Below are 22,090 nucleotides of genomic sequence, written 5' to 3'. Positions count from 1 at the left end.
TGTCCTCATGCAACATCAGGTTTTCCGAAAAATTTCTCATACACTTCGAGGTCGAAGGCCAGCATGGTCTTTGCCGCCTTTTCACTAAGCTGGTGGAGGCTAAGCATCTGAACCTTGTCAGTGCCGGTCACTTGCAGATCCACCGCGAACCACGTCCCACCTTTGGTCACGGCCAGAACTTGCACCGCCCAGGGCTTATCCAGTCGTTCGGGCGGAGTGATCATGTTCGACACTTTGGCGACCGTCGCGGTTGAACCTACCCAGTGCTTGTCGAACGCAATGACGTTCAACGCTTCAAACGCATCCTTCGCAGCTTTAAACCGGCTCCGGACAGCATCTTGTTGCTTCCAAGCCATGAACTGGAGAAGGGTCATTCCACCAGCCATAAGGGTGAGAAAACTCAAGCCATTGGCGGCAGCTACGACCGTCGCTACCAAGGACCCCAACATGACGAAGCGGTTATGTTTAAGCTGGGCCACTATTCACCTCCTATACCAACCAGCGTACAGGACTTTTCAAAAATGCAACCCCGCCTAGCTGCCCAATTCGGGCAACCCTGATTCAATCCAGAACTTTCACATGTGAAACTTTCCGCCACAGGAACAGGAGGTTTTTACCTGACCAGAACGGATGGATTGATAGCGGTGCCACAGCTTGACCACTTCTTTTTCGCTGAGAAGGTTTGTCTTGATGTAACGGACTCTATCCCCGTCCGCTGTCTCAACAACGGTTCGGACATAGCCGTACTTGGCAACGGGTGCCTTGTACTTGTGTGACAGAATTACCCGGTAAACCGAGAGCTGGATAATGTCCGACTCATAGATGTGGTTTACCTGGCGCAGCTTGGTGTCCAAGGGAATGAGAACCCCATTCTTGGTTTGGTACACCTGATCAACCCTGCCGTGCATGGGCACCGGCTGTGTGGTTGATATGTCCTGTTCGGACAAAAACAGAGTGGCCGAGCGCAGCTCATAAGGCATGTTCTCTGATTTCCACCACGCCCAGGTGTCTCCAATGCCGCGTTTGCGCCATTGGTCCACTTTCGCAATGACGAAAGGGGCGATGATCAGGACGAATATCCAGAGAACTGGCTTCATGACTACCTCCGGCCCCTAAACCACTCTGGATGATTGGATACATCCATGCTCTTAACCTGTGATGAGAAGACCAGTAGCTCTTGGGTCGTCAGGACGGTCTCAGGAGCCCGAGCGATGAAAGGTCTCAGCAATTCAGAACCCGCATAGATATTGATGACCATATGCAATCGCTCTGTTGCTCCAGAAACTCTCCGCCAGCTCCGGTAGGTTTCTGTTGATTTGGCATAGCCAACCAAGGCAGGAGCCAGCGTGTCGGACTCCTTCGTATTCAACTTCCCTTTTGCTGCCTTCGATACGAACTCAGCGATCACCGAAGCCAGCATGTCGGAGGTAAGGTGAAGCGGCAGCTTTATCGTGTCGAAGTCAGCCTGCTTGATGGTGAACAGGCGGATGTGATCGTTGCGGTAGTCACGCACATAGATGACATGACTCTCAAATGGGTTGGAGTGGTTAAAGGCATCCATACCCCAGCCTGCGGCCTCAAGATGTGCGTTTGATACTGACTTGTCGTAATCAAATTCCACGCTATTACTCTCCGTCTTGTCGTTCAGGAACTTTCACATGTGAAAGTTTTCCGTCGGTCATGATGTCCAGGACGGCTTTGCCCAGTCTCATCCCTTTATGGTTTTGAACCGGGTCTCCCTTGTAGAAAAGTCCTGGCTCGTTATCGGGATGGAATACCCCGTGAGGAATGTTGTCGTGATCGCCCAGCCACATGCGTAGCCTCAGATCCACCAGCCACCCATCATCCAGGACAACCCAGAAATGCGGTGTCACGATGTCCTTGGTCTGTTCGTTTCGCACAAAGCCATACATGCAGTCATGAGGTACACCCGCTTCATTGAGTAGGTGGCTTACTGCCCATGTCATACCGTCACATTCCATCTGGCAGTCATCCAAGGTCATAAGGACGGCTTCCAGTTCCCGGTGCCACTCCGTCATTTGCTTGGCCGCAGGTTTTACCACCAGCTCGTTTTTGTTTTCTGCCAAGATGATGTCTTCCTCGTCAATATTGCATTCGTCTATCGCTTCCGAACGGATGGATACCGCTTCATCCCAGTCATCGCTCGATCCGAAAATGCTCCAACCCTCAAGACCGTAATTCACCCATACGATGAACCGCTTTATCGTTTTCATGTGCGGCCCCCTTTAACCGTGCAACGTTCCCACATACTCACCCCTTCAAACCGTAACCCCACCAAAAAGCCACTTCTTGATGATTTCCAATCAGCAGCGGCAGGTTGCCCCTGAACTAACCTCACCGAAAAACCACCTTTAGATTGCTTTCTGGTGCTTATCAAGTTCTCCTGAGTGATTAGTCGTTCTGAAAACTTTACTTTTCACAGTATCATTTTATAATACTGTAAATCATAAAAACAACCCAGTAAAGAAAAAAGAGCGACTTATGTTGAGACGAGAAAACCAAGGAGATTTGTTCGATGACCAGGTGGTGTTGCCATCACTGGAGTCGGTTCTTACCGGCATATCTTCCAGTCAGCGTTGTGACGATAGAACAACGTACTTCTCCGCTCCGGATGTGGACCTGAGTTTGTACGATCACATCATTGTTTGCCTGTCTGGAGGCAAAGACTCGATTGCTGCGTACTTGCGGCTGGTGGACATGGGTGTTGATAAGTCAAAGGTGGAGTTCTGGCACCATGATGTTGATGGTCAGGAAGGCAGTTCGTTGATGGATTGGGCCTTCATGCGTGATTACTGTCGTCAGCTCGGGGAAGAACTGGGTATCCCAATGTACTTCTCGTGGCTTGAGGGCGGCTTTGAGGGCGAAATGCTCAAAGACAATGCCTATAGCCACCCCCATCGTGTAGAGACGCCTGAGGGGCTTCTGGTGCTGCCTAGAGACCATAAGCGCTCTAAGCCTGGTACGCGCCTTCGTTTCCCTCAGCAATCGCCATCACTCCAAACAAGGTGGTGCTCATCAGCCTTGAAGATCGATGTTGGCCGCAGAGCTCTTAATAACCAGGAGCGCTTCAAGGGGAAGAAGATCCTTTTCATCACTGGTGAGCGCCGGGAGGAAAGTGCAAACAGATCCAAGTACAACCAGCTTGAGGCTCATGCCTGTGACAGAAGATATGGGAAGACTGCACGGTTAGTTGATGCCTGGAGGCCCGTTCTTCATTGGACTGAGGAGGAGGTATGGGAAGTAATCGAGCGTCACCGCATCCTGGCCCCAGTCCCTTATCGCCTTGGCTGGAGCCGGTCGTCGTGTATGACCTGCATCTACAACTCACAGCGTATCTGGTCCACGATCCGTCACTACTGGCCTGAACGAGCTGGGAAAATTGCTCAGTATGAACAAACCTTTGGTGTGACGGTATCAAGAAAAAAAATCGACGTAATAGATTTAGGTTCTGCTGTTGCGCCGATACAGATTAGTGATGTTGAGGCATTGGAGCAGGTATCCAGAGAAGATTACACGCTCCCGATTTTTGTGCCGGAGGGGCAGAAGTGGGTTCTCCCTGGTGGCGCATTTGGCCGAGAGGCCTGTGGTTCTGATTGATTTGTGCAGAGGTGGCAATGTTGGATTTTGTTTTTTTTTCTACCATCCCACAAAAAAGTTCGTGGTGGAGAAAAGATAAGCTATGCAAGGCTTTAGGAGACGTGGTTTTTCAGGATGACGAAGAACGATTCGGCGCTAGGTGCAACATAGGTGCATCGCACGAGCGCTAGGAACGGCGAAAAAAGGCGGACGTGGCGAAATCGGTAGACGCAGCAGACTTTAAAATTGGAGTGCCCGCGGGGAAATCCGCGGAGTAGAACCGCTCAAAGTCGGGGAACGCTAACGGGCAATACCCTAAGCCAATCCCGAGCCAAGCCCCTTCGGGGGAAGGTGTAGAGACTGGACGGGCGGCGCCTAAAGCCTTCGGGCAATGGCGAAGGGACAGTCCAGACCACGAACGTCATCAGACGGCGGCGAAAGTCGAGGTGGTACGAAAATCTGCTTCTCTGTGAGAGTACGGGTTCGAGTCCCGTCGTCCGCACCACAAAGCCAAACATCCCTGCGATGATCGACCTCTGGGCGTTTGGTCGTGAGCCCGCCACCCTCGCGCTACGCTTTGCGCAGGCGTCGAAGGCGATCAGGTGCGCCCATCGATTCCGTCGAGCACCATCGCTGCGAGTTCATCGCTGGTGTGTGCACCACTATCGAGAACACGGGTTGTGCATGGAAGCCGTTCCCTTGCGGCCAAGCATCGGGCGACATTCGCTAATCGCCACTCTCGAATCTCCGCATTTCGATTCGGGTCAGGATGCATGGTCTGGTTCGCGATCCGGTGACGCAATAGGTCCTCGTTGAGCGTCAGAAAGATGTGCAGCAGCTGATCGTCGATCCGCCTTACCCCGTCGAGTATCTCAGTCAGATAGTCCGGGTGCACGAGCGTCATTGGGATGATGATGTCCTGCGAGTAATTCCTTCGAATCTCCCTGACCGCCGCGATCGTAAGTCCCCTCCACAAGGGGAGATCCTGATAGTCTCCGCTCGCTGGCATGGGGACCGTTTCTTTCACCACGAACCCGATTTCCTCGGGGTCAAAGATCAGCGATTTGGAACGCCGATCGCGCAGCCGCTTAGCGAGCGTCGTCTTTCCGGCGCCGAAAGGTCCGTTGATCCAGATTATCATTGTCGACGGCCTCTAACCTGAAGGCTCGCAAGAGCGCTCGACGGCCTCGTGCGGAGGCACGATCGGAGTGGTTCCGAAATGCTTCTCAAGATAGGTGACGCCGAACGTCACGATGTCCTGCGCGTCGAACAGGTAGCACTGAGCAAAGCCCACGACACCTTCTCGATGGCGACCGAGCTTCACGTAAGCATTTGCTATAGTTTCAACCGCATCCGGCTTTCCTTCGATAGCAAAGCAATCGAGAATGCCGTTTGAATCGTAATCCGATGCCGTTTTCCAGGCGACTTCACCGTCTCTTCCAAGCATCGGCATCTCATACGTCACCCACCGTTTGTTGGGGATATCGGCAACCGCCTCGGCGTAGTGCAATGCGGTAACGGAGTTTAGCGGCGCACCCAACAGCAGGGCCTTCCCGCCAAGGCGAACGAACCGCTCGACGGGCGATCCTTCCCCCAAGGCGTGACCGAGTTCGTGAGGCTCCGTCAGCGTTTCAGCCAGCGGACCAACCGCGACCATCGATGCATCGGGGTGCGCGCTGCGCCGCGCGCCGGGGGCTTGAACCAGAAATTGATTCAGCAGGCCGAACCCACGGTAAGTCCCGGCTGTTGCGGGATCGAACGGCAGCCAGGTACGGCGGGCTTCGTCATCCAGCCGAGCGCCATTCAGAGTCTCCTCGTAGGGTGATCGGTCCCACGACGCGTATCCCATCACAGTGCCAGTCGGCCCAACCGCGGAGCGTAACGCGGCAACGACCGTCTCCGCTCCTCCTTCGACCGGACCAATCGCTTTAAGTGAGGCATGCACCATCAAGAGGTCACCGGTTTGGACTCCGAGTTTTTGAAGCGCCTCCGTTATTGCCTTCCGCGTATGCATCGCGATATCTCCTCTAAACTGCAAAACACTATACGGGGTCTGACGCTCAGTGGAACGAAAACTCACGTTAAGGGATTTTGGTCATGAGATTATCAAAAAGGATCTTCACCTAGATCCTTTTAAATTAAAAATGAAGTTTTAAATCAATCTAAAGTATATATGAGTAAACGGCACTGTTGCAAATAGTCGGTGGTGATAAACTTATCATCCCCTTTTGCTGATGGAGCTGCACATGAACCCATTCAAAGGCCGGCATTTTCAGCGTGACATCATTCTGTGGGCCGTACGCTGGTACTGCAAATACGGCATCAGTTACCGTGAGCTGCAGGAGATGCTGGCTGAACGCGGAGTGAATGTCGATCACTCCACGATTTACCGCTGGGTTCAGCGTTATGCGCCTGAAATGGAAAAACGGCTGCGCTGGTACTGGCGTAACCCTTCCGATCTTTGCCCGTGGCACATGGATGAAACCTACGTGAAGGTCAATGGCCGCTGGGCGTATCTGTACCGGGCCGTCGACAGCCGGGGCCGCACTGTCGATTTTTATCTCTCCTCCCGTCGTAACAGCAAAGCTGCATACCGGTTTCTGGGTAAAATCCTCAACAACGTGAAGAAGTGGCAGATCCCGCGATTCATCAACACGGATAAAGCGCCCGCCTATGGTCGCGCGCTTGCTCTGCTCAAACGCGAAGGCCGGTGCCCGTCTGACGTTGAACACCGACAGATTAAGTACCGGAACAACGTGATTGAATGCGATCATGGCAAACTGAAACGGATAATCGGCGCCACGCTGGGATTTAAATCCATGAAGACGGCTTACGCCACCATCAAAGGTATTGAGGTGATGCGTGCACTACGCAAAGGCCAGGCCTCAGCATTTTATTATGGTGATCCCCTGGGCGAAATGCGCCTGGTAAGCAGAGTTTTTGAAATGTAAGGCCTTTGAATAAGACAAAAGGCTGCCTCATCGCTAACTTTGCAACAGTGCCGGATTGAATATAACCGACGTGACTGTTACATTTAGGTGGCTAAACCCGTCAAGCCCTCAGGAGTGAATCATGACCGTAGTCACGACCGCCGATACCTCCCAACTGTACGCACTTGCAGCCCGACATGGGCTCAAGCTCCATGGCCCGCTGACTGTCAATGAGCTTGGGCTCGACTATAGGATCGTGATCGCCACCGTCGACGATGGACGTCGGTGGGTGCTGCGCATCCCGCGCCGAGCCGAGGTAAGCGCGAAGGTCGAACCAGAGGCGCGGGTGCTGGCAATGCTCAAGAATCGCCTGCCGTTCGCGGTGCCGGACTGGCGCGTGGCCAACGCCGAGCTCGTTGCCTATCCCATGCTCGAAGACTCGACTGCGATGGTCATCCAGCCTGGTTCGTCCACGCCCGACTGGGTCGTGCCGCAGGACTCGGAGGTCTTCGCGGAGAGCTTCGCGACCGCGCTCGCCGCCCTGCATGCCGTCCCCATTTCCGCCGCCGTGGATGCGGGGATGCTCATCCGTACACCGACGCAGGCCCGTCAGAAGGTGGCCGACGACGTTGACCGCGTCCGACGCGAGTTCGTGGTGAACGACAAGCGCCTCCACCGGTGGCAGCGCTGGCTCGACGACGATTCGTCGTGGCCAGATTTCTCCGTGGTGGTGCATGGCGATCTCTACGTGGGCCATGTGCTCATCGACAACACGGAGCGCGTCAGCGGGATGATCGACTGGAGCGAGGCCCGCGTTGATGACCCTGCCATCGACATGGCCGCGCACCTTATGGTCTTTGGTGAAGAGGGGCTCGCGAAGCTCCTCCTCACGTATGAAGCGGCCGGTGGCCGGGTGTGGCCGCGGCTCGCCCACCACATCGCGGAGCGCCTTGCGTTCGGGGCGGTCACCTACGCACTCTTCGCCCTCGACTCGGGTAACGAAGAGTACCTCGCTGCGGCGAAGGCGCAGCTCGCCGCAGCGGAATGAGCGAACGTCGATATAGCCCGCTCGCGACGCTGTTCGCGGCGACCTTTCTCTTCCGGATCGGCAACGCGGTGGCGGCCCTCGCGCTTCCATGGTTCGTCCTGTCTCATACAAAGAGCGCGGCCTGGGCGGGCGCCACGGCCGCTAGCAGCGTCATCGCGACCATCATCGGCGCGTGGGTTGGTGGTGGCCTCGTCGATCGGTTCGGGCGCGCGCCCGTCGCATTGATCTCGGGTGTGGTGGGCGGCGTGGCCATGGCGAGCATCCCACTGCTCGATGCCGTTGGCGCCCTCTCGAACACTGGGCTGATCGCTTGCGTGGTGCTCGGTGCCGCGTTCGACGCACCCGGTATGGCCGCGCAGGACAGTGAGCTGCCCAAACTCGGCCACGTCGCCGGGCTCTCCGTTGAGCGCGTCTCGTCACTGAAAGCGGTGATCGGGAACGTCGCGATTCTAGGTGGCCCGGCCCTTGGGGGGGCCGCAATCGGCCTGCTTGGCGCTGCGCCAACGCTCGGGCTGACGGCGTTCTGCTCCGTCCTTGCAGGTCTGCTCGGCGCGTGGGTGCTTCCCGCGCGTGCCGCTCGGACGATGACCACGACGGCGACTCTCTCCATGCGCGCCGGCGTCGCTTTTCTCTGGAGCGAACCCCTGCTGCGCCCTCTCTTTGGTATAGTGATGATCTTCGTGGGCATCGTTGGCGCCAACGGCAGCGTCATCATGCCTGCGCTGTTTGTAGATGCAGGACGCCAAGTAGCAGAGCTCGGGCTGTTCTCCTCAATGATGGGGGCTGGTGGTCTCCTTGGCATTGCCATTCATGCGTCGGTCGGCGCCCGGATATCAGCGCAGAACTGGCTGGCGGTGGCATTTTGTGGCTCTGCGGTGGGCTCGCTTCTGCTTTCACAGTTGCCAGGCGTGCCGGTGCTGATGTTGTTGGGCGCGCTCGTGGGACTGCTGACCGGCTCAGTCTCTCCCATTCTCAACGCTGCCATCTACAACCGCACGCCGCCAGAACTTCTCGGCCGGGTACTCGGCACGGTCTCGGCGGTGATGCTGTCAGCCTCGCCCATGGTTATGCTTGCGGCCGGCGCGTTTGTCGACCTTGCTGGTCCGCTCCCTGGCCTCGTTGTATCGGCCGTGTTTGCGGGGCTCGTGGCTCTACTCTCGCTCCGTCTTCAATTTGCTACAATGGCGGCGGCAGCCACAGCCTCCGCCCCAACCCATACAGAAGGTGAACACTGATGCCCCGCCCCAAGCTCAAGTCCGATGACGAGGTACTCGAGGCCGCCACCGTAGTGCTGAAGCGTTGCGGTCCCATAGAGTTCACGCTCAGCGGAGTAGCAAAGGAGGTGGGGCTCTCCCGCGCAGCGTTAATCCAGCGCTTCACCAACCGCGATACGCTGCTGGTGAGGATGATGGAGCGCGGCGTCGAGCAGGTGCGGCATTACCTGAATGCGATACCGATAGGCGCAGGGCCGCAAGGGCTCTGGGAATTTTTGCAGGTGCTCGTTCGGAGCATGAACACTCGCAACGACTTCTCGGTGAACTATCTCATCTCCTGGTACGAGCTCCAGGTGCCGGAGCTACGCACGCTTGCGATCCAGCGGAACCGCGCGGTGGTGGAGGGGATCCGCAAGCGACTGCCCCCAGGTGCTCCTGCGGCAGCTGAGTTGCTCCTGCACTCGGTCATCGCTGGCGCGACGATGCAGTGGGCCGTCGATCCGGATGGTGAGCTAGCTGATCATGTGCTGGCTCAGATCGCTGCCATCCTGTGTTTAATGTTTCCCGAACACGACGATTTCCAACTCCTCCAGGCACATGCGTAAACGGAGGTGTGCAGAGTCCCTGCGGCAGGCGACGAACACGACCGTCGTCGATTAGTACCGGTACGGTCGGTGGTATCGAAGTCTTGATCACCACTCAGGTCTACGGCTTACAAATGGTGACCATCCCGATACTTGCGTCAGAGCACCGGGCCGATTCTTTGACAGTGAATCACTCCCGTAAGGTTGTGCCGGTGTGGGTGTCCCGGGTCGAGACGATACTCCGCCAATGCGCCCAGCAAACAACCTGGCCATCGCAGGTGGTGGGGAGCGGTGTGGCGGATGAGTTGGACAAGTTGGTGTAGCAGCACGAGCACGGCGAGATAACATCGCAGGAGTTCGACATGCTCAAGAGACAGCTGATTGCGAATCGCGATGCAGATTCATAACCCGATTGCGGGTTGGCTTCACTCCACCATCACCGAGCAGACTAGCACGGCGGGCTCTGTTGCAAAGATTGGCGGCAGTCAGAGGTAGGCTGTCGCTCTGCGCCGATCAGGCGGCTGCTGCGAAATGGTGGTTGAGCATGCCCATGGCCTCCGTCAGCGCCGAGGGCCCAATGCCAAAAGCTCTCTCCACAAGGCGCACCTCGCCCCTGATGCCGGGCTGCAGGCACCAGGGGCGAGCCTGTCCTTTGCGCAGGGCTCGCATGACTTCGAATCCCTTGATCGTGGCATAGGCCGTGGGGATCGATTTGAAACCGCGCACCGGCTTGATCAGTATCTTGAGCTTTCCGTGATCGGCCTCGATCACGTTATTGAGATACTTCACCTGCCGGTGGGCCGTCTCCCGGTCCAGCTTTCCTTCGCGCTTCAATTCGGTGATCGCTGCACCATAGCTCGGCGCTTTGTCGGTATTGAGCGTGGCAGGCTTTTCCCAGTGCTTCAGGCCTCGCAGGGCCTTGCCCAGGAACCGCTTCGCTGCCTTGGCGCTGCGGGTCGGCGACAGGTAGAAATCGATCGTGTCGCCCCGCTTGTCGACTGCCCGGTACAGGTAGGTCCACTTGCCCCGCACCTTGACGTAGGTTTCATCCAGGCGCCAGCTCGGATCAAAGCCACGCCGCCAGAACCAGCGCAGCCGCTTCTCCATCTCCGGGGCGTAGCACTGGACCCAGCGATAGATCGTCGTATGGTCGACCGAAATGCCGCGTTCCGCCAGCATTTCCTCAAGGTCGCGATAGCTGATCGGATAGCGACAATACCAGCGCACCGCCCACAGGATCACATCACCCTGGAAATGGCGCCACTTGAAATCCGTCATCGTTCCGTCCGTCCAATCTCCGCCAAGCATGCTCAAGCTTCACGATTTTTGCAACAGAGCCCACACGAGTATTGAGCATAGTCGAGATTGGTGCAGATCACTTCTGATATTGAACTGTCAGGAGCTGGCTGCACAACAGCCATTACGCCCAATCAACTGGTGCAGTCGTCTTCTGAAAATGACAATCCAGTTAGGGTATAGCTCAACCTGACATAGAAGCAAAAACTCAACCACCTTCTACCAACTCTCCGAACAGCTCCTTGACCTTTGTTTTCGCATCAGCAAGTGCAGTTCTGCCTTGTTCAGTGATGTCATAAACACGCCGTTCACGTCGCCCGGTGCGTTCGTGGCGTGAGGTCAGATAGCCTTTTTTTTCCAGGCCGTGCAGCATCGGGTACACGGTGCCAGCGCTCATCTCGTAGCCGTGTCGGCGTAGCTCTTCGATGATCCCCAGCCCAAAGACAGGTTCCTCGGCTGCATGGTGAAGGATGTGCAGGCGGATCAAACCGCCGTAGAGGTCTTTGTCAGTCATTTTTTGTGCCTCACAGAGCGACGCTCAACAGCCACCCAGCTGCACCGCTACCGAGGACAACCAGCCACGGCGGGAGCTTCCAGAACATAAGTGCGACAAGGGCAACTAATGCCAAGCCGAAGTCTTGCGGCTGAAAGATGGCGCTAGTCCATACAGGCTGATACAGCGCGGCCAGCAGCAAGCCGACTACAGCGGCATTGATCCCGGCCAGCGCAGCTTGGATGCCTGTATTGCGGCGCAAACGCTCCCAAAATGGCATTGATCCGACGACCAGCAAGAACGAGGGCGCGAAGATAGCCAGCAGACACACAATGCCGCCGATCCAGCCCGACGGGGCGGTGTTCATCGAGGCACCAAGAAACGCGGCGAACGTGAACAAAGGGCCGGGCACCGCTTGAGCTGCCCCGTACCCCGCGAGAAAGGATTCATTGTTGACCCAGCCGGAGGGCACCACTTCGGCTTGCAGTAATGGCAGCACAACGTGACCACCGCCGAACACCAGTGATCCGACACGATAGAAGGAATCCACCATTGCCATGGTTTGACTTGGCATCAGTTCGGCCAACACCGGCAGGCCAATCAGCAAGACAAAGAACAGCGAGAGCCAAAGCACGCCGGCCCGGTGACTGACCGTGATAGGTAGGGGGTCATGCTCAACAACTTTCGCTGGCTTGAACAATAACCGGCCTGCGATGCCTGCGATAGCAATCACGCCAACCTGTCCCCACGCGGACGGCACAAGTAAAACGACGCAGGTAGCAATTGCCATGATGGTGACTCGCAGCCCATCCGTGCATAGGTTACGCGCCATGCCCCATACTGCTTGAGCGACCACGGCCACAGCCACCACTTTTAAGCCATGCAACGCGCCCTGCGAGACGTAATCGCCATAGCTGGAGATGCCGAGCGCAAAAAGGATCAAGGCTATGGCAGACGGCAGCGTGAAGCCAGCCCAAGCAGCCAGCGCCCCGCTGTATCCAGCCCGAGACAGTCCTACCGCTATGCCGACCTGGCTGCTTGCAGGCCCTGGCAAGAACTGACAAAGCGCGACCAAGTCAGCATAGCTCCGTTCGGAGAGCCAGCGCCGCCGTGTGACAAATTCGGCGCGGAAGTAGCCCAAGTGCGCAATGGGGCCGCCAAAAGATGTCAATCCAAGCCGCAGAAAAATAAGAAAGACCGACCATGGTCTGCTGTCATCGGTAGGGTTATTCGTCATACTTTCGCCTTCATGATCTGCAACGAGTTGATCAATAATAAGCGAAATTCGATAACGAAATTCGATATAAATCTAGAAAAAAATACCTCTATGTGTACTACGCAGTTTTAGCTGTGGCTTTCACAGGAGCACGCTTACTTACGGCTTAGCGTGCTTTATTTAATGAGATGGTCACTCCCTCCTTCCCAGTACTATGCTGAGGACAGGCTTTCATTCGGAGAACCATCATGGAAAACATTGCGCTTATTGGTATCGATCTGGGTAAGAACTCTTTCCATATTCATTGTCAGGATCATCGTGGGAAGGCCGTTTACCGTAAAAAATTCACCCGACCAAAGCTAATCGAATTTCTGGCGACATGCCCGGCAACAACCATCGCGATGGAAGCCTGTGGCGGTTCTCACTTTATGGCACGCAAGCTGGAAGAGTTAGGGCATTTTCCAAAGCTGATATCACCGCAATTTGTCCGCCCATTCGTTAAAAGCAACAAAAATGACTTCGTTGATGCTGAAGCTATCTGTGAAGCAGCATCACGTCCATCTATGCGTTTCGTGCAGCCCAGAACCGAATCTCAGCAGGCAATGCGAGCTCTGCATCGTGTCCGTGAATCCCTGGTTCAGGATAAGGTGAAAACAACTAATCAGATGCATGCTTTTCTGCTGGAATTTGGTATCAGCGTTCCGCGAGGTGCTGCCGTTATTAGTCGACTGAGTACCCTTCTTGAGGACAGTAGTTTGCCTCTTTATCTCAGCCAGTTACTGCTGAAATTACAACAGCATTATCACTATCTTGTTGAGCAGATTAAAGATCTGGAATCTCAGTTGAAACGAAAGTTGGACGAAGATGAGGTTGGACAGCGCTTGCTGAGTATTCCCTGCGTTGGAACGCTGACTGCCAGTACTATTTCAACTGAGATTGGCGACGGGAAGCAGTACGCCAGCAGCCGTGACTTTGCGGCGGCAACAGGGCTGGTACCCCGACAGTACAGCACGGGAGGTCGGACGACATTGTTAGGGATTAGCAAGCGGGGCAACAAAAAGATCCGAACTTTGTTGGTTCAGTGTGCCAGGGTATTCATACAAAAACTGGAACACCAGTCTGGCAAGTTGGCCGACTGGGTCAGGGAGTTGTTGTGTCGGAAAAGCAACTTTGTCGTCACCTGTGCTCTGGCAAACAAGCTGGCCAGAATAGCCTGGGCACTGACGGCGCGACAGCAAACTTACGAAGCATAAAGGCAGAAATACACCAGTTTAAACAATCATTCATCTGGTTTTGCGAATACTGATATTGATGATACTAACGGCCCACCGGCCTGTTGAGGAACCTGTAAAACGGAAAGGCTCATTGAAGCCGTATATTTTCTGGAGGTTCATCAGGCGCGGAACTCATCGAGGCGCGGGAATAAAATCCCATTCAGACGCCGGATAGATTCAAGCAAGCCAACTTGTCGTCAAAATCGGTGTTGCAAAAACGGGAGTGACCATAGATTCCGTTTTCTGAGACGACCCCATGAACGACTCCATGCAATGTCTGAATGGATTTACCGCACCCTGCCGCCTGACGAAGCGTACTGGTGCACATCTGAGCGCCTGAAGGCTCTGGCTATCCAGCATCTTTACCAGCTGGATCTGGCGCTTTCTCCACCGGACTAGTCACAGACGACACAGCAGTCTTCCTGTTTACAGGCCCCTCACCGGGGCTTTTCGTGCTGGATTTTTTCGGCCATTATGCTCATTTTTCATCTTTCACTCCTTTCGTCTTCCGGTCACCATGACGTTCTGCCGGTCGTTATGGCCCGCAATGGCCACAGTCTCTTTTTTTTACACAGAAATCCGCAAACGAATAAGTGGAGTAACCCGGAAATGAATAAAAGACATTCCGCAAAACAGTCTTACTTCACCTTTTTTATCTCTCTGTTCATTACATTCCAGAGTAGATCTTTGTCTACGGCCACTCTGTGGATAACGTAAAATGCCTTCGCGTGCAGCGGCCTCACGGCCGCGCGCTCAGAAGGAAATCAAAAGTACCTCCCGTCGCAAGCGCCGGGCCCCGTTCTCGCCAGAACCAGGCACCGCATACATACCTGACCCCTGCTAAACCGACGCCGCCCCGGCCCAAAGGGCCGGAACACCCTCGCTTTAAGAGGGATGTTGTAACTAGAAATCAAAGCAGCTGCAGTTAGCGTCGCGGCAAGCCCGCTGTACACGCTCGTAAGCGCCTCACGGCGCTAACGCGGAGATACAGCCCGTCAGCGGCCTCTGGCCTCGACGGGCTCACTCCGACCGCGCACATTAGCAATCGGAAAGCTTTAAGCGGGTATAGCTTTGCAGGGAAAGGGATGGGATTGGCAGAACCTATCAATCCGTAACGGCTGATGCCGGTTACGACGCCCCTCACCAGAATCACCCGGTTCAGCTCCGGCTGGCGTCTCCATGCCGCTTCGCGGCATACATTTACCCTTTAAAGCAGGGTTGCCTAAATCCGGGAGCGCGATAAGCTTTAATGGGTAATTTTCAATCAGGATGAGAAAAATGGATATAATTCTTCCGGGAAACAAAAGCCAGGCACGAGTCTGGGCAGAAACCATGATTAATCTGGAGGCCCGCAAACTCGTCAATACCGCTAATATTGTTGGCGCCCGACATCTGGGGGATGGATTGACGCGTCTCAAATTCATCGATGAAATTAAATCTGTCATTAATGGCGAATTTGAGCGTGCCCGGCGGGCAAAGTCTGACGAAGAGTGCATGACCTGCCTGCGTAACCTGCAGGCCGAAAACACCAGTCTGCTTGAGCAGAGCCGTCAGCTCCAGACCGGTTATGCGAAGCTATATGCCCAGATCAAATACGTCAGGGATGAAGACCGGATGGTCGGTTATGTCATCTCAGGAATTAAAGTGGTGCTGGCAGGTATGCAGGGCGTATTTGGCTTCGTGCTGACTTCCTCAATGACCCCCGTTGGCGTTCTTGCCGGGGCTATTCTGATTGTCGACTCGGCCAACACGATAACCCGTGAAGTTGGTCGTCAGTTCCTGAATGAACCTGACACGCAGGGTATGTTTGGTGATGGTGCCATGAATATCGCTAAATTCATGGGATTTGAACCGTCAACAGGGTTGGGGATATACAACGGGATCGCGCTTGCAGGCAATATCTACAGTGTCTATGGATTAATGGCCAGACCTGGAACATGGCGTCTGTTTAACTATATAAGCACCGATTTTTACCGGAAAATCGACACCATGTCCCGGGGCAAACTGACAATGAAAATTGTGGGATGGGGGGTAAAGGCTAAGGTTGTTTTCGATCTGATCACTTCTGATGACGCTGGGAAATGAGATTCCGGCGGTAATGCCATGATTTATAGGCCAGCTTCAAAGGCATGGTAATCGTAAACAGAGTGCCAAGAACAAGAATAGCCACGCCAAAGGAAATGGCATGCATCCTCGAGCCAGCCAAAAGTGTGGCCACAAAAATCAGTAACATGACTGACAGCACCCATATCAGGGCCTTAAAACGGTTTGCCAGATCGTTCAGTAGGGTATCCATCTCCGTACCCGTTTTAGCTGAACTGGCCCGCAGCCGGACAATGTCCTCTTCACTGAAGCCGTGGTTCGTCAGATCACTTTCATGGTTCATGCTTCTCTCCTTTTCCCTGCGGGAAGTTTAACATGCCCTGCGCTAATAACCAGTTAAGCCCGACCGATAACCTCTCAGGTGGTTACGGGCTATCAGCTCTTTCTCACTGATAGCCATCACGTCATCCTAAGTCAGCCAAAAGCAGACTGTACCAGACCAATAATCCCCAGGTGGCCGGCGTAAGCATAATAAAAGAAATTACGCGGCATGAAACGCCTGCGGCCCTCCGGACAGATTTGCCTGCAGAATGAAACCACTGCTAGGGGGAATGCCAGAGTAGGCAGCGTGGCCAGTAATAATGTTTCTGCGGGCATATCCAGGAGATGCGATAACCCGTTTAAACAAATCAGTGACAGCACGGCAGTGATGGCTGCCAGCCGCTGCACTCCGGGTGTATCGCTGCCAGAAACCGTTGCCATACTGATGGCCAGCGTTATTCCTGCCAGCCCGTAGCTTGCCGGCTGCAGGGGCCAAATCATGAGGGCCAGGAGCAGATATCCCGCAAACATTCCTTTCAGGCCGTGCTGGTACTGCAGGGCAATCAGCTGCGTGACGCCGGCAAACACGAACAGAATGTTCAGGGCCCACCAGGGCTGGTGATGCCAGAAGGCCAGGCTGAACACCGGCTGAGTGATGACTGCCCAGATCCACAGGCGACTGGCTCTCTTCTGCAGTCGTTCCGGGGTGCGCTGTACGTTCATCGCCCATATAAGCGTGAACAGGGGGAAGGCCATCCGGCCAAGCGCATACATCACCGGCCAGGCTGGCGACAGAAACACCGTATTGGTGTGGTCGATAATCATGGCCAGAAGTGCGAGGAGCTTGGCCATATCGAGAGCAGCGGGACTGAGCTGGCTGGCATTCCGGATTGTGGGAAGAACGTCGGGTACTGAACGATTCATGCTGTAGATTCCCCTGGCGACACGCGGTTAACAGCCAGCCCTGAACATAATGCCAGAATGCCCTGCCGGTTTGCGTTGTGACCCTGACCTTTAGTTTCTCCAGAATCTTGCGCACCGCAAATTCTGATTTATCACACAGCACGCGCATTGCGCCTGCCACATCCTTATTCTGAATACAAATACTTAAAATATGAAAATCGTTCACACCGCCCCCTTTCTTACACTCTTATTATCGGCTGCATGAATATTATATTTAGTTGAGCAGGAAAATTCTTGATAAAATATTCATATTAACGTTATAAATTTTAGTTAATTTATCAACTCATTTCATATGAGTGACGAACGTTCATTAATTATCTGTATTGTTTGCTGAAGTCTTTGCCCTGACCAGAGCAAAATCCGCACAAATAGATTTTGCGGCAGGCTTCCACCCTTTAGCCCATTCCTCGTTCATACGGCCTTCACTGACAATTTTCAGGGTGATGGCATAAGGGGTGCGCTGCAGTTTCTTCGACAGCCAGAGTATATGATCATCGATTCTGTCATCCGAAATATCAGCAATAATCGAATGAATAAGGTCCAGGTCCTCCGGTGCCCACGGTTTTCCTGAACGCGGAAACACTTCATCCGGAAGGCGTGGTTTTTTTCTTTTCTTCTTTTACCTGCGTTTTAGCTTCTTTTTCCGCAGTGATGAGGCGCTGTCGTTCCGTTAAGCCTCCCAGAATTGCAACCGTCCTGACCATATTTTCACGCTGCTCACGCGTAATATTTACTTCACCACATATAATGGCATTTAAAGTATCAACAAGGTTTTCCAGCTTGCTTTCTGTTAATTTTAACGTCATTCAGAAATCTCCTTAATCATTATTCTTTTTTAGCCCATCCTGATGCAGACTACGCCAGCGCCAGGGCTCTGTCTGACCTGGTTCTGACCAGAGTCCGACTGACTGACGGCGGGCTTCAGCCTCCAGAACAGCGTAGTCTGGCCGGGCGGGTTTTCCGTGGTAGCGGTATGTCCAGGCCAGGCCTTTGCGTATCTGTTCGGCATTCACAGCCGTCACGCCAAGCCACAAGGTGCCGAGCAAACGTCCATAGCGATCCTTATCACTTCCGGTGACGCTTACATGCCGCTGAGCCACCATCGATGAGAGTTCCTGACGGGAACGCTAGCCAAAGGGCTGACTCTTTTCCGGCGCATCGATGCCAGCCAGGCGAATGAGCGTCAGTTGTTTTCCCGGCTCAAGCATCTCAACGGTATCACCGTCCAGGACGCGCACAATCCGGCCACTGATATCTGCACTGGCCGAAAACGACACAACGAACAGGACCAGCGAGCAAAACTTCCGTTTCATTATTCGTTATGCAAAAAAATACGCTGATGCAGACAGCCTGATAGCGGTCATCGTTGCTCAGGCGATGAATCATGGTCATCACGTGATGGCACGAACCAGCGATATTCCGTTCCATGTTCTGGAAACAATGTACGAACAGTACCTTCGCCTGGCGTCGCTTCTCACAGCCAAAGAATGCATTACAGATACCGTTAAGGAACTGCCGATTTTCCCGCTCTATTCGTTTGACCCGGAAACCCTTTATGGTGCCGTTGACGGGCAAAAATTTGGCGTTGAACGACAGACAGTAAAGCCAGGTATTCGCGTAAATATTTCGGCTGCGGTAAAGGTATGGTAGCCTACATGCTGCTGTGTAACCACATCCCGATCTATGGCTATCTGATTGGTACAAATGACTATGAAGGTCACCATGTTTTTGATATCTGGTATCGCAATACCTCAGAGGTGAAACCCACAGCCATCACCGGTGATATGCACAGCATCAACAAAGCCAACTTTGCGATCCTGCACTGGTTTGGCTTGTGCTTTGAACCTCATTTCACCGACCTGAACAGGCAGCTGCAGGTGCTGTACTGCACCAGAGAACCCTCGATGTCTGATTCAGCCCGTCGGGCAAATTGACCTGGACCTTATCACCCGGGGAAAAAAGCAATCTCGAGCGTATTGTCGCCACGCTAGGACTGAAGGAAATGACGCAGGGAACGCTGTTCTGCAAACTGTGTACTCACACAACAACTAACCCGACAAGACAGGCAGTATTTGAATATGACCGGCTTGTTCGCAGCATTACACGCTGAAGTATTCGCGAGATCCGCAGCTGGAACGCGATATACGTCGCTCCCAGAACCGGATTGAATCGTATCACTAGCTGCGCGCTGCAGTCGCCAAAGTCGGTAGAAAGAAGGAGCTAACCGGGAAAAATGACCTTTAAACGGAAATCTGCAATCAGTGCGGGCAGTTGATCTGCTACGAGAGCGTTTATTACAACTCCGAGATCCTTTCACGATTACTGGAACTGCTGGAAGCAGAAGGCAACAACAAGGGTATTGAGGCACTGACCCGGATATCACCGGTAGCCTGGCAGTATATTTTATTGAACGGGCATTACACCTTCAAGAGTAACAATGAAATTATTGACCTAGATGCACTGGTTGCGGGGCTGAAACTGGGGTAACGGAAAAATCTGGGGTTCCGGCTAAGAACACCTATATCAGTGATACCAGGGAACTTAATACGGAAGCTGCAAAGGCGTACACGCTAAAAGCACCTCTGTGTTCATGTGCGAGATTGGGGTGAGTACGTCGAGGTTAGGACTGCTGACGGACTGTATCTCAGCATTACCGGCAGCAGACGCAGACACAGGAAGAGATGCTCGGGCGCTATATGAGTCATATCCCGGCAAAGAATTTTAAGAAGGTCCGCTACTATGGCTTCTTGTCCAACCGGAAACGGTGCGAACTGCTGCCAAAAGTGTATGAGGCTCTGCAGATGGAGGCGCGGAAATAAACGGAGCAGCCGGGCTTCGCCGCGTAAAGGGTTCCTGCACACGGATCCGAATAAATGCCTTCTGTACGGCAATCGGCTACGCTTCAGCGGTGCATAGGCTGGCTGACACGCCACGGAGTTAGTGGCAGATGCACAGCATTGACCGGAAACGATGGCTTCTGTCACATGTCACAGGCTGCGGGATAAGTGAGTCTGAAAAACGTCTTTCAGGCTAGAAATGCACCGAAAACCACATTTTATCGGCACAAATTGCATTAGCACCCAACGATACCATTCATGGTAAGGATATTTTTAATAACGATGATTCATTTTCCTAACCATCAAGAGGCTGGTGTTTTATATTTCCCATCAAGTTGAGCCTGCATTTTCAGCCAGAAATTTTCTTGGCAACGATTATAAAACTGCTTTTTCTGCGGTGAAATGGCGTATCCGCCATCATGTACCACATCATAACTGACCCAACACTCATGACAAACGTCATTCGATTGGAAGGTTTCGGATTCCATTCTATATAAAATCTGAACGTCATTATTAAACACGTAAAGGATTTCGCACTCTTCTATCGTGTTTTCCCCTTCAGAGAATCGCTTGAGGGTTTCCGTTTTATTGACCGTTTTTACCGATGACGGCAGTGCATGGATAGCACAAAGGTATGTGTAAAGTCGATGCATGGCAATCTGCCTCCAAACTTGTCACTGTCGGAAATACTTTCCCAAGAATAAAGCAAATGCTTGTTGGTGAAAAGACGAAAGGGCAGCACTCAGGAGTCCCTAATATAAACTGCCGAGCAGTGCGCATCCAGTTATTTGAATGCCGCTTAGCGGCATGGAGGTGCCAGCCAACGCTGAATATAGCTTTATTGGTGATTGGCACCCTAACCCGGCGCAGCCTGTTACAGGTTTGATAGGTTCAGCCAATCCATCCCTGTACCCTGCCAGACATAAACCTGCTAAAAGCGATACAGAAGCTTTTGTGAGCCGTCGGAGTGCTCATGACAAGGCGAAGCCGCAGTCGGGGTGTATCTCCGCGTTAGCGAGCCGTAAGGGCTGCTTACGGGCGTGTTATTCAATACCTTCAGTGATATATCCTACAGCAACTCAGGACTCTAGTTACAACATAATCCATCACAGGCAACGCGCCTGCTTTTGGCTCCCCTAATACCTGTGTCTTCAGCCAAGATGATGACAGTTATCGGGGGGCATTCAGGTTCCGTTAAATCCCGTTACCTGTTCCTGAATGTTTGAACGGACATGTCCTGTCTCTGTTTGTTTTCGGAAGCCCGCATTTCTTCCGAAAAACCATTTTTTTGCTACCCGCCTGACTCACCACAAGCAATAAGTCTGGAAACCCGAGGGGCACAGCATGCTGCGCCCCTACGTATTATCTTCTGCCGCTTCTTTCAGTAACCATTCGCTAAATATTTCCATCGCCGGGGTCATTGCTTTCGATTTTAAATGGGTTAACCAGTAACTGCCCATATTGATTTCGGTAGCAAATGGGCGCACCAGCTGCGCGGTGGTTAGCTCCCGGACAAACATTTTCGCTGGGGCTAATGCCACACCGCCGGAATGGATAGCGCTCTCGATCATCAGACGGGATGAGTCAAAGATGGCGCCATTCACTCTCACAGCCTGCAAGCCAGCGGCAGCAAACCAGTTTTCCCACTCTTCAGCACGGTAAGAACGCAGTAAATCCTCTTGCAGCAGATCGGCTGGGGTAACGAGCCGCTTAGCCGTAGCTGGCGTGCACAATACGGTCAGCGGAGCATTAAACAGCATCTCGTTATGGGTTGATGGCCACAAACCCGTGCCAAAACGGATGGCGAAATCAAGCCCTTCGGCGGCCAGATTAACAACGTTGTTGTTGGTGCGCAGCCGCAGTTTGACAAAAGGATGCTCTTGCCTGAACCGATCGAGACGTGGTAACAGCCAGCCCACGGCAAAAGTGCCGACGGCAGCCACGGTAAGCACCTCCTGGAACTGCCCCCCTTCAAACTGCCGGAAGGCTTTTTCAATATGGCCAAAGGCGTCGGTTAACACGGCAAACAGCGCCCGTGATTCCTCTGTCATTTCTAAACCACGGGGTAATCGTTTAAACAGCACCATGCCCAGGCGCTCTTCAAGCAGCCGAACCTGTTGGCTAACGGCAGCCTGGGTAACATAGAGCTCCAGCGCTGCCCGAGTGAAACTCAAATGTCTGGCAGAGGCTTCAAAAGCACGTAGAGCATTCAGGGGAGGGTTAGAACGCATAGGTATTATCCAAAAGATTTTCTTTATGTTAGAGAAAATTCTT

At 53.6% G+C, this 22,090-nt stretch carries 25 protein-coding genes and 5 pseudogenes; 10 read left to right on the top strand and 20 right to left on the bottom strand.

Features of this window, described 5'->3' with window-relative positions; translation table 11 throughout:
• Positions 1–5: 5 nt before the first annotated feature.
• The 5 genes from M1F03_RS19735 to M1F03_RS19715 all read right to left on the bottom strand — a co-directional run bounded on the left by M1F03_RS19735 (position 6) and on the right by M1F03_RS19715 (position 2,359).
• Positions 6–479, bottom strand: a complete 474-nt coding sequence (locus M1F03_RS19735; RefSeq protein ID WP_000057877.1) for a hypothetical protein — start codon at positions 477–479, stop codon at positions 6–8.
• A 96-nt stretch (positions 480–575) separates the two neighbouring features.
• A complete protein-coding gene (locus M1F03_RS19730; RefSeq protein ID WP_000805800.1) occupies positions 576–1,097 on the bottom strand; it encodes a hypothetical protein in 522 nt (173 codons plus the stop codon).
• Between the two features lie 2 nt (positions 1,098–1,099).
• Positions 1,100–1,621: a hypothetical protein gene (locus M1F03_RS19725; protein ID WP_000393785.1), complete on the bottom strand. Its 522-nt coding sequence runs from the start codon at positions 1,619–1,621 to the stop codon at positions 1,100–1,102.
• Positions 1,622–1,625: 4 nt separating this feature from the next.
• On the bottom strand, positions 1,626–2,234 hold the full coding sequence (locus M1F03_RS19720) for a hypothetical protein (RefSeq protein WP_000849071.1): 609 nt from the start codon (positions 2,232–2,234) through the stop codon (positions 1,626–1,628).
• Positions 2,231–2,359, bottom strand: a complete 129-nt coding sequence (locus M1F03_RS19715; RefSeq protein ID WP_002210560.1) for a hypothetical protein — start codon at positions 2,357–2,359, stop codon at positions 2,231–2,233. The genes M1F03_RS19720 and M1F03_RS19715 overlap by 4 nt, the downstream gene beginning before the upstream one ends.
• A gap of 143 nt (positions 2,360–2,502) precedes the next feature.
• Here M1F03_RS19715 and M1F03_RS19710 point away from each other — a divergent pair, with 143 nt between their 5' ends.
• Entirely contained in the window at positions 2,503–3,618 is a 1,116-nt protein-coding gene (locus tag M1F03_RS19710; RefSeq protein ID WP_000946102.1) for a phosphoadenosine phosphosulfate reductase family protein, read from the top strand.
• 577 nt (positions 3,619–4,195) lie between these two features.
• On the opposite strand, the gene M1F03_RS19705 is transcribed toward M1F03_RS19710, so the two are convergent.
• Together M1F03_RS19705 and aac(3)-IId are read right to left on the bottom strand one after the other, a co-directional pair.
• Positions 4,196–4,738: an AAA family ATPase gene (locus M1F03_RS19705; protein ID WP_000587837.1), complete on the bottom strand. Its 543-nt coding sequence runs from the start codon at positions 4,736–4,738 to the stop codon at positions 4,196–4,198.
• A gap of 12 nt (positions 4,739–4,750) precedes the next feature.
• Complete coding sequence (aac(3)-IId, locus tag M1F03_RS19700; RefSeq protein ID WP_000557454.1) at positions 4,751–5,611, bottom strand: aminoglycoside N-acetyltransferase AAC(3)-IId; 861 nt, start codon at positions 5,609–5,611, stop codon at positions 4,751–4,753.
• A 232-nt stretch (positions 5,612–5,843) separates the two neighbouring features.
• On the opposite strand from aac(3)-IId, the gene M1F03_RS19695 reads away from it, so the two are divergent.
• The 4 genes from M1F03_RS19695 to mphR(A) all read left to right on the top strand — a co-directional run bounded on the left by M1F03_RS19695 (position 5,844) and on the right by mphR(A) (position 9,394).
• A complete protein-coding gene (locus M1F03_RS19695) occupies positions 5,844–6,548 on the top strand; it encodes an IS6-like element IS26 family transposase (protein ID WP_001067855.1) in 705 nt (234 codons plus the stop codon).
• 121 nt (positions 6,549–6,669) lie between these two features.
• On the top strand, positions 6,670–7,575 hold the full coding sequence (locus M1F03_RS19690; protein ID WP_000219391.1) for an Mph(A) family macrolide 2'-phosphotransferase: 906 nt from the start codon (positions 6,670–6,672) through the stop codon (positions 7,573–7,575).
• Positions 7,572–8,810 carry a macrolide resistance MFS transporter Mrx(A) gene (mrx(A), locus tag M1F03_RS19685; RefSeq protein WP_000004159.1) on the top strand — a complete coding sequence of 413 codons (1,239 nt, stop codon included), beginning with the start codon at positions 7,572–7,574 and terminating at the stop codon, positions 8,808–8,810. Before M1F03_RS19690 ends, mrx(A) begins: the two co-directional genes overlap by 4 nt.
• Complete coding sequence (mphR(A), locus tag M1F03_RS19680; RefSeq protein WP_001137892.1) at positions 8,810–9,394, top strand: macrolide-binding transcriptional repressor MphR(A); 585 nt, start codon at positions 8,810–8,812, stop codon at positions 9,392–9,394. Before mrx(A) ends, mphR(A) begins: the two co-directional genes overlap by 1 nt.
• A gap of 87 nt (positions 9,395–9,481) precedes the next feature.
• On the opposite strand, the gene M1F03_RS19675 is transcribed toward mphR(A), so the two are convergent.
• The 5 genes and pseudogenes from M1F03_RS19675 to chrA all read right to left on the bottom strand — a co-directional run bounded on the left by M1F03_RS19675 (position 9,482) and on the right by chrA (position 12,399).
• Positions 9,482–9,721, bottom strand: a complete 240-nt coding sequence (locus M1F03_RS19675) for a hypothetical protein (protein WP_031942717.1) — start codon at positions 9,719–9,721, stop codon at positions 9,482–9,484.
• 165 nt (positions 9,722–9,886) lie between these two features.
• Positions 9,887–10,651 (bottom strand): IS6-like element IS6100 family transposase, encoded by a 765-nt coding sequence (locus tag M1F03_RS19670; protein ID WP_001389365.1) that lies wholly within the window; start codon positions 10,649–10,651, stop codon positions 9,887–9,889.
• 117 nt (positions 10,652–10,768) lie between these two features.
• Positions 10,769–10,834: pseudogene (locus M1F03_RS19665) on the bottom strand (EAL domain-containing protein); the annotation flags it as partial.
• Between the two features lie 43 nt (positions 10,835–10,877).
• Entirely contained in the window at positions 10,878–11,183 is a 306-nt protein-coding gene (locus M1F03_RS19660; RefSeq protein WP_000130000.1) for a PadR family transcriptional regulator, read from the bottom strand.
• Positions 11,184–11,193: 10 nt separating this feature from the next.
• Complete coding sequence (gene chrA / locus M1F03_RS19655) at positions 11,194–12,399, bottom strand: chromate efflux transporter (RefSeq protein WP_000184001.1); 1,206 nt, start codon at positions 12,397–12,399, stop codon at positions 11,194–11,196.
• Between the two features lie 227 nt (positions 12,400–12,626).
• Between chrA and M1F03_RS19650 the strand changes: the two genes are divergently transcribed.
• Both M1F03_RS19650 and M1F03_RS19645 read left to right on the top strand, forming a co-directional pair.
• Positions 12,627–13,631 (top strand): IS110-like element IS5075 family transposase, encoded by a 1,005-nt coding sequence (locus M1F03_RS19650; protein ID WP_000427619.1) that lies wholly within the window; start codon positions 12,627–12,629, stop codon positions 13,629–13,631.
• A gap of 279 nt (positions 13,632–13,910) precedes the next feature.
• Positions 13,911–14,051, top strand: a pseudogene (locus tag M1F03_RS19645) (replication initiation protein); the annotation flags it as partial.
• A 656-nt stretch (positions 14,052–14,707) separates the two neighbouring features.
• On the opposite strand, the gene M1F03_RS19640 reads toward M1F03_RS19645, so the two are convergent.
• The gene (locus M1F03_RS19640) at positions 14,708–14,848 is read right to left on the bottom strand and encodes a hypothetical protein (protein ID WP_272572979.1); all 141 of its coding nucleotides are present in this window, start codon (positions 14,846–14,848) and stop codon (positions 14,708–14,710) included.
• Between the two features lie 82 nt (positions 14,849–14,930).
• Between M1F03_RS19640 and M1F03_RS19635 the strand changes: the two genes are divergently transcribed.
• Positions 14,931–15,737, top strand: coding sequence for a DUF4225 domain-containing protein (locus M1F03_RS19635; protein WP_058671242.1), 807 nt, complete (start codon positions 14,931–14,933; stop codon positions 15,735–15,737).
• Here M1F03_RS19635 and M1F03_RS19630 read toward each other — a convergent pair.
• The 5 genes and pseudogenes from M1F03_RS19630 to M1F03_RS19610 form a co-directional block, all read right to left on the bottom strand.
• The gene (locus tag M1F03_RS19630; protein WP_058671243.1) at positions 15,712–16,038 is read right to left on the bottom strand and encodes a hypothetical protein; all 327 of its coding nucleotides are present in this window, start codon (positions 16,036–16,038) and stop codon (positions 15,712–15,714) included. The genes M1F03_RS19635 and M1F03_RS19630 overlap by 26 nt on opposite strands.
• A 131-nt stretch (positions 16,039–16,169) precedes the next feature.
• Positions 16,170–16,940 carry a TraX family protein gene (locus M1F03_RS19625; protein WP_058671244.1) on the bottom strand — a complete coding sequence of 257 codons (771 nt, stop codon included), beginning with the start codon at positions 16,938–16,940 and terminating at the stop codon, positions 16,170–16,172.
• A gap of 349 nt (positions 16,941–17,289) precedes the next feature.
• Positions 17,290–17,562 carry a hypothetical protein gene (locus tag M1F03_RS19620; protein ID WP_204511150.1) on the bottom strand — a complete coding sequence of 91 codons (273 nt, stop codon included), beginning with the start codon at positions 17,560–17,562 and terminating at the stop codon, positions 17,290–17,292.
• Between the two features lies 1 nt (position 17,563).
• The gene (locus M1F03_RS19615) at positions 17,564–17,785 is read right to left on the bottom strand and encodes a hypothetical protein (RefSeq protein ID WP_204511152.1); all 222 of its coding nucleotides are present in this window, start codon (positions 17,783–17,785) and stop codon (positions 17,564–17,566) included.
• A gap of 12 nt (positions 17,786–17,797) precedes the next feature.
• Positions 17,798–18,091: pseudogene (locus M1F03_RS19610) on the bottom strand (thermonuclease family protein); the annotation flags it as partial.
• Between the two features lie 205 nt (positions 18,092–18,296).
• On the opposite strand from M1F03_RS19610, the pseudogene M1F03_RS19605 reads away from it, so the two are divergent.
• Together M1F03_RS19605 and M1F03_RS19600 are read left to right on the top strand one after the other, a co-directional pair.
• Positions 18,297–19,466 (top strand): annotated as a pseudogene (locus M1F03_RS19605) (Tn3 family transposase); the annotation flags it as partial.
• 185 nt (positions 19,467–19,651) lie between these two features.
• Positions 19,652–19,786: pseudogene (locus M1F03_RS19600) on the top strand (transposase); the annotation flags it as partial.
• Positions 19,787–20,118: 332 nt separating this feature from the next.
• On the opposite strand, the gene M1F03_RS19595 reads toward M1F03_RS19600, so the two are convergent.
• Together M1F03_RS19595 and M1F03_RS19590 are read right to left on the bottom strand one after the other, a co-directional pair.
• Positions 20,119–20,469: a hypothetical protein gene (locus M1F03_RS19595; RefSeq protein ID WP_058671248.1), complete on the bottom strand. Its 351-nt coding sequence runs from the start codon at positions 20,467–20,469 to the stop codon at positions 20,119–20,121.
• A 702-nt stretch (positions 20,470–21,171) separates the two neighbouring features.
• Entirely contained in the window at positions 21,172–22,047 is an 876-nt protein-coding gene (locus M1F03_RS19590; RefSeq protein WP_032492461.1) for a LysR family transcriptional regulator, read from the bottom strand.
• Positions 22,048–22,090: the final 43 nt, after the last annotated feature.

This window comes from Providencia sp. PROV080 (genome assembly GCF_033688105.1).
GTDB classification, from domain to species: domain Bacteria; phylum Pseudomonadota; class Gammaproteobacteria; order Enterobacterales; family Enterobacteriaceae; genus Providencia; species Providencia zhejiangensis.
Note: the sequence above shows the minus strand (reverse complement) of the source record. Positions and strands in the feature narration are given on the sequence as shown.